Annotated in this window: 3 protein-coding genes and 1 pseudogene; all 4 read right to left on the bottom strand. The window is 38.2% G+C overall.

Translation table 11 applies throughout. The features are described from left to right. On the bottom strand, window positions 1-309 hold a 309-nt coding region (locus AACY61_RS06945; protein WP_339610852.1), incomplete at its 3' end, for a hypothetical protein. 10 nt (window positions 310-319) lie between these two features. Continuing rightward, entirely contained in the window at window positions 320-3,451 is a 3,132-nt protein-coding gene (locus tag AACY61_RS06950) for an RHS repeat-associated core domain-containing protein (RefSeq protein WP_339610853.1), read from the bottom strand. Beyond that, window positions 3,411-4,031 (bottom strand): DUF6443 domain-containing protein, encoded by a 621-nt coding sequence (locus AACY61_RS06955; protein ID WP_339610854.1) that lies wholly within the window; start codon window positions 4,029-4,031, stop codon window positions 3,411-3,413. The genes AACY61_RS06950 and AACY61_RS06955 overlap by 41 nt, the downstream gene beginning before the upstream one ends. Window positions 4,032-4,086: 55 nt before the next feature. Further along, window positions 4,087-6,388 (bottom strand): annotated as a pseudogene (locus AACY61_RS06960) (hypothetical protein); the annotation flags it as partial.

Here is a 6,388-nt window from a genome sequence, read left to right on the forward strand (position 1 = left end):
TAAATCAACATTGGATAAAAAATTTTCTTTTTTAAATAAATATAGCTCAGAGGGTAATAAATATTTTTTATAAAGCCTTAAACTTTTTACCTTATCAGATATTAGATAATTATAATTTTCTACTTCTATGAAAAATTGAAGTAATATTTCTTTTAGTGAATGAGTGTTACTATCATTATAAACTAAAAGTCTTTTTGAAATATTTAAAACTGAATAATAATGAAAAAGTTTTTTTTCTGATGTTGATTTATCTGACAACCTTTCTTTAAATGAAGATACTTTTTGTTCGATTATTTCATTTAGTTCCATATATAAAAAATTACCTATCAAGTTTAATTGGTGGGGAGTCAGAAAAGAAAGTTGAAAATAATCTGCCCGCGGCACCAACATAATCTACATTATAAAATCTGCTAAAACTAGGAGCATAACCCTGTACACCTCTATATCCCGTTAGGGAATTTGTCAGTTGGTTGCCATATCTATATGTCAAAGTAGCTCCTGCACTGGATACTGATGCAGCCCATGCGTTGGCTCCAAGATATGCTTCTATACCAGAAATTTGAGCAAATGAAGCAAATCTATATACATCTCCATAGGCAGCTCTAAACAAAGCAGGTGCTTTACTAGCTAAAGAGCCAAGTCTTGCAGCTGGATATAATGACCCAATTACAATTGCACTTGTTTTCATTGCCCCTTCAGCAATTCTTTCTCCTTCATCAAAAACATTCTGAGCTATTCCAATATCTCTTGATTTATTTTCTAATTGCTCAACATTACTTCTATTAAAAGGAGTAAAGACATTTTTCATTATTTCCAAAAAATTACAAAAAGGCCAGCAACCACCTTTACTTTCACCACCCCCAACCCCATCCAGACCACCTTCCATAGCCGCTTGGTTTTCTTGTCTCATATTTTTAAATTCGTTTTTATATGCATTTGTAGAAGCAGTTTTTGCTGCTGCTTCATTGTCTCTATCTTCTTGGGTCATACCGTGGCCATCCCCAAAATCATAACTCTCATAAGAACCGGTTTGAAGCCCCATGATGGGTATCATCCCATCAGGGTCTATCCAAAATATGGGATTGTTAAACGCATAATTATAAGGAGAGTGCCTACGCATCGCTTCTGCCATGGGATCAATGTTCATCCATCGTCCCAAAGCCGGGTCATAGTTTCTCGCGCCAAAGTCGTATAAGTTGACATCAAACTCATCCTGAATCTCCATCCCGCCGAACTTGTACTTATAAGTCTCCGGGAAGATATTGTTCACAGGAACAAAAACAACATTGCCTGTTTCATCTTTTCCAAAAATTTCATGGTTACTATTGTATCCAATATGCTTAAGCCCAAAAGGGTAGTAGTGGTCTTCTTCCAGTATAACGATTTGTTGTTGAGGGGTTTGTGTGTTTTTGGTGTAACGTAATCGAATGTTGCCAAGATGGTCGGTAAAATTATAGACATAGTTAAAAAACAGTCCGGCATCAAAATCACTCACCTTTACATACCCCTCAGCATGAGGAAAAAACTCCAAGTTATCTTCAATATACTGAAACCCATCGAGATAATGTGTGCTCTTTTCTTCGTTAGGGCTGGAAGTAGTGTTGGTCACTTTCTTCATAAGTTTTACTCCATTTGCATCATAAAGATACTCAATAAATCCATCATCTTCAACAGCATTGTCAATGATGATTTTTTTTGGTAAATGGAGATGGTTATAAGTGATTTCGGTAATGCCTTTGTTTCTATCTAGCACCAAGTTGCCGAAATCATCATACTCAAAATCATCATCGTTAGTAGGATCACCATTGGAACTAATATTCACATCTTTAAACCCAGAATCGTGACTCTCCACATCGGTCACATTGAGCAGCTTATTGCCATTGTCATACTCATAAACCAGGTCATCAATCATCAATGTCTGTTGGTAGTTTTCTACCTCACCATAGCGTTGCAGGGTGAGGATATTACCATTGGCATCATACGTGAGGTGTTCATTGTAAGAGTCTGCCACTGCAGAGCCGGGGATACTATACCATGCATCCAACAATCGGTTGGTAAGATCATAAGTATAGCTGTAACGCCTCCTGATATTATCACTGGAGGTACGCCACAGGGTCTCAGCTATATTCCCGTTGTACAAAGGGTTGACACTGCCGTTTACCGTGTTGGTGACCTGTGTGTAGTTGATTTTAAAGCCAAAGAGATCTTGTGGTGCTCCACTCTCTACTAGGTTTTCCACTTTGTTGATATCGGTAAGCCACCCGCGTATATTGTATTTGTAATCCACTTTTTGAAGATAATTGCCCGTGCTTTCTGAAACATCCCCCACTTTTTTCACCATCAGTTGCCCTAAGGGGTCATATTCATGAAACGACAACATTTCCTGGTTATTGCTATTGACCCGGTGCAGGTGTTTTTCCATTCGGTCTTGGGGCGTATAGGCAAAATCCTCCTTGATTTCCAAAACGTCACTCGCTGCAGTTTTTTTATGGGTGGTATAAGTAGTTAATACTTTTCCAATAAAATCAAAATCGGTATCAGTTTGTGAAAACCCACCCAGATAATTACTTGCATGCACCCTCACGGGATTGGACTTGACATCATAAAGGGTATAGGATACCGTCGCGTTTTGATCTGCTTCTTCCTCAAGCACCCTCACCCAGCTGCCGGTAGGCATTCCTTTGGGTTTGATGGTATTGTTATAATAGACATCAATTTCGTTGTTTTCACCCACATCTCCGGGAATGTTTGAAGGGGCACCGGGAAAATCGTAATCATCATAGTAATTAACGGTCAACAACTTGTCAGTACTGCTCGGGCTTACATTATTAGTGTAAAATACCGAGACCCCATCAATGACCGTGACCTGGGGGGTACGGGTTTCTGAAATATAGGTTTGTGGGGCTTCTAGAATTTGTCTGGCACCTTCTGAAAACCAACCCGGTCTCCAGAGGGTATAGGCCACCCTGTTGAAATGGTCATATCGAGTTAGTAGAATTCCCAACTCATTGCCATCCATAAAAGGGGAAGGTACAGGCCCCACTGCAATTACCCTGTCAAGGGCATCATAAAAAATCACCTCAGGTTGTTTGCCCGGTAGTTTTTTATTCTTAAGGCGGTTACGATGATCATAAATATACCGGTAGCCCAATTCATCGAGCAACTCTTGATGGTTGCCCACAAGGCTACTGCCACTTACAATTTGCTGTGATAGTTTTGGCGGCAATACAAAAGTGAGGTTGCCATAAACATCATAGACATAGTAAGTGTAAAAAGAAATGGCCGTTTTAGGATCAATTGTTCGGGCCTCGCCTGATATAGTGGTATAAACACGCTTCAATACTACTTGTCCCAGTTTGTTTTTATACTCAGCAACAGTACCGATTTTCCCGTTTCCACTTTCCCAGTTTTCATCTTTGGTGATGGTTATATAAAGCTGGGTATCTACCACTATTTTCGTTACTGAGGGTTAAAGTAGGTGAACTGGTCGGGTCAGTGACCATAAAATTTAAAACTTCACTAGCATTATTGGTTTGATATTCCATTTTGATTTCCTTGCCACTGTCCATCGCCCATTCATTTCCGGGTGCAGCTTGCCTTAATACCCGGTTAAGGGGAGAATCCTCATACTCAGTCTGTGAATAGGGGTTTTGGGTGTTTTGATAATAGGAAGTATTATAAAATGCAAGTGTATTATATTCGGCATTTACATCAAAAGGAAGCGAGCTATGTGCGCTACGCTCATAAGGTAGGTATTGCATTGTTTGCCTGCCCAGGCCATCATAGGCAATATGTGTGACCATATCACCACCGGTTCCAGACTGCCTGTGGGCAATTTGTTGTTTGGCACGGCCAAGGCCATCAAAATAAGTGATATCCACGACTACGGTATTGTTCGGTGATACATCTCTAAATGAGGTATTATCTGGGATTTTGTGTTTGATGGTTTTTACATAGTTCTCTGTGGAGGTTTGTGAATGCAGAACCCCTATGGAAAAAAATAAAATGAAATAGAAAATTATTGATCGCATGGCAGTTGGTTTTTAATAGTATTGATTGGTATCAAGTTTTAAATTGGAACTTCACTTATTGATTTCCATAATTATATTCATATTCCTCTATTAAATTATCATACTTATCCTTAATATGATCCAGTCGTCCAAACTCATCATAATAGTAACGAATGCGGTCGCCGTTGGGTCCGGTGATAGAGGTAACGCCTACGAGAGGTTTATAGGTATAAGTGGTGATCATAGTATTTGCCATAGAAACGTCATTACGCAAATTGTTCAATGCTGTTTGGAGTTGGGCTTCTGTACCGGTAATGGAAGAAGCTGAATGGATAGCACTGATAAGACCTGATGGGATAGTACCATAGGCCTTGTTTTCTATTTTTGCTACCGGAAATTGGTGCATGTAACCATAAATATATGAAATGGGCTTCCCGTCTTTGTTTTTCACTTGCACAGGTTTACCCTCTTCAAATAGGAATGAGTCTATTTCTTCATATTCTATAGGAATATAGCTCAAAGGCGAATTATTGCTAGCTTCTCCTTTATTGAATTGGTAAGCTTTTTTAATGTTGCCGTTGGTATCATATTCAAAAGCTTGACCAAAGATTTTATTATTGTTATTTTTAGAGCTTACTACGTCTATTTTCATCGGTAGGGCCGCGGGTAAATTGATATTGATAGTTGGGTCCCAAGGATATTTGTAGGTTACCGTAGTTACTTCTTCAGTATCATCAGCAACCGGATAGTCGTTAAAACCATCCCGGGTACGTTGATAATCTGTAATTTCCACTTTTTTAAGAAGCCTTATGGTGTCGTATTCAATTTTTTTAAATGTTGTAACAGGGTTGGGTGTAGAGCCCCCTTGGGTTAAGTATTCAGTTGAAGCGATTTCAATAGGCATAAAGGAATAGTTGCCTTGGAAGCTAACCACTTTAGGTAAATTTTCATACCCTAAATATACTGCACTTGGCGGATTTCCATAGCACATCATATCACCCAGAACATTCCAGTATAATGCTTCTATTGATCCTACAATTTCATTAATATACTCAACACGCTTTACAACTTGGGCTCCTTCATAACTTATATGTGACTTAAGTGCATAATCATAACGGTGAACAGCATTCGGGTTTTCCTCATAAACAAACTCTTCCTTGAAATTATCCGTGCCATTAAAAGAGGTAACGGTTACATTTTCATAAAAATAGCCTGTTTTAAAACCACTTCCAATATCTCCGGGTATGGGATAAAAATTGCTGTAATAGGTTGTGGTGCTTCCTTCAGTTTTAATAATTAAACCTAAGTTGTCTTCTAGGTTATACCCTTTTAAATCACTGTAATTATAAGTTTTTCGATTATAGGTGCCTGTTTCGTCTGTATTTTCGATGGCTTTTACCCTTAACCCTCCACAATATTTACCGTTGATGCTGTTGGGCTCATATTCAAAGGAAGTACTACCGCCCGTCGGATATAAGATATCTGTTAATATTCCATTTTGTAAAGTAGAAGGATTTAATGACCTGTCACCCGAATGTAGATTATAAAAACCTTGAAAAGGTTGTGGAATATTTGGTATTTCAGGCACTAAAGAGTTATTACCCGTAGCATTGTTGAAATATCCAAAAAAATCCTGGGCATGTGAATCTTTTGAAGGTAACGAAGCAGGGTTATAACTAAATTCATAAGGGGGCAGATAGACTTCATTATTGGAACTGTCATAACCCACTTCATAGACACTTGTAAGCTTCAATCTTGGATCTCCGCTATATCTTTCATAGGTAAACCTGAACTCTTTGATATGTCCGCTAATAAGGTCAGATACAACGATACTGGTGAGTTTTGTTTTCCAAACATCATCTGGAAGTCCTGTATCTGATGTATAGTTAAAATGTATCTCAACACTTCCATCTGGTGACCAAATCTTTTTTATTAGCTGTGTATTGTAATCATAGGTGATATTGGCCTCATTCTTTGTTTTTACTTCAGAGGCTATAGGGACTTCACAAGTATACCCTATTGTTATATGTTGTGAAGCATCAAATATGGTATAATACATCGCTTCACTTTGGTATTCAAAATTTATTATTTTATCATTCTTGGTGGTTATTTGAGATAGTTTCCAAGTAGAAATGGGGTCAAAACCGTTTTCCCCCTCCCACTCAAAAATATCTAAAGAGAGGTCACCATTTACACCGGTGTAAATTTTATTACTGGATTGCTCCACAACATCCGAGTTAAAAAAATACTCATTTCCATTTAAATCGTTTGCAGTTAAATTAACCTCACTATTTCCATTTGATAGTGCCGTTATTTGAACACCATCCTGCCTTTCCTTAAGGATAGCTCCGGTAGGAGTATGAATATATGCACCTGAA

It is taken from the genome of uncultured Planktosalinus sp. (assembly GCF_963973675.1).
GTDB lineage: Bacteria > Bacteroidota > Bacteroidia > Flavobacteriales > Flavobacteriaceae > Planktosalinus.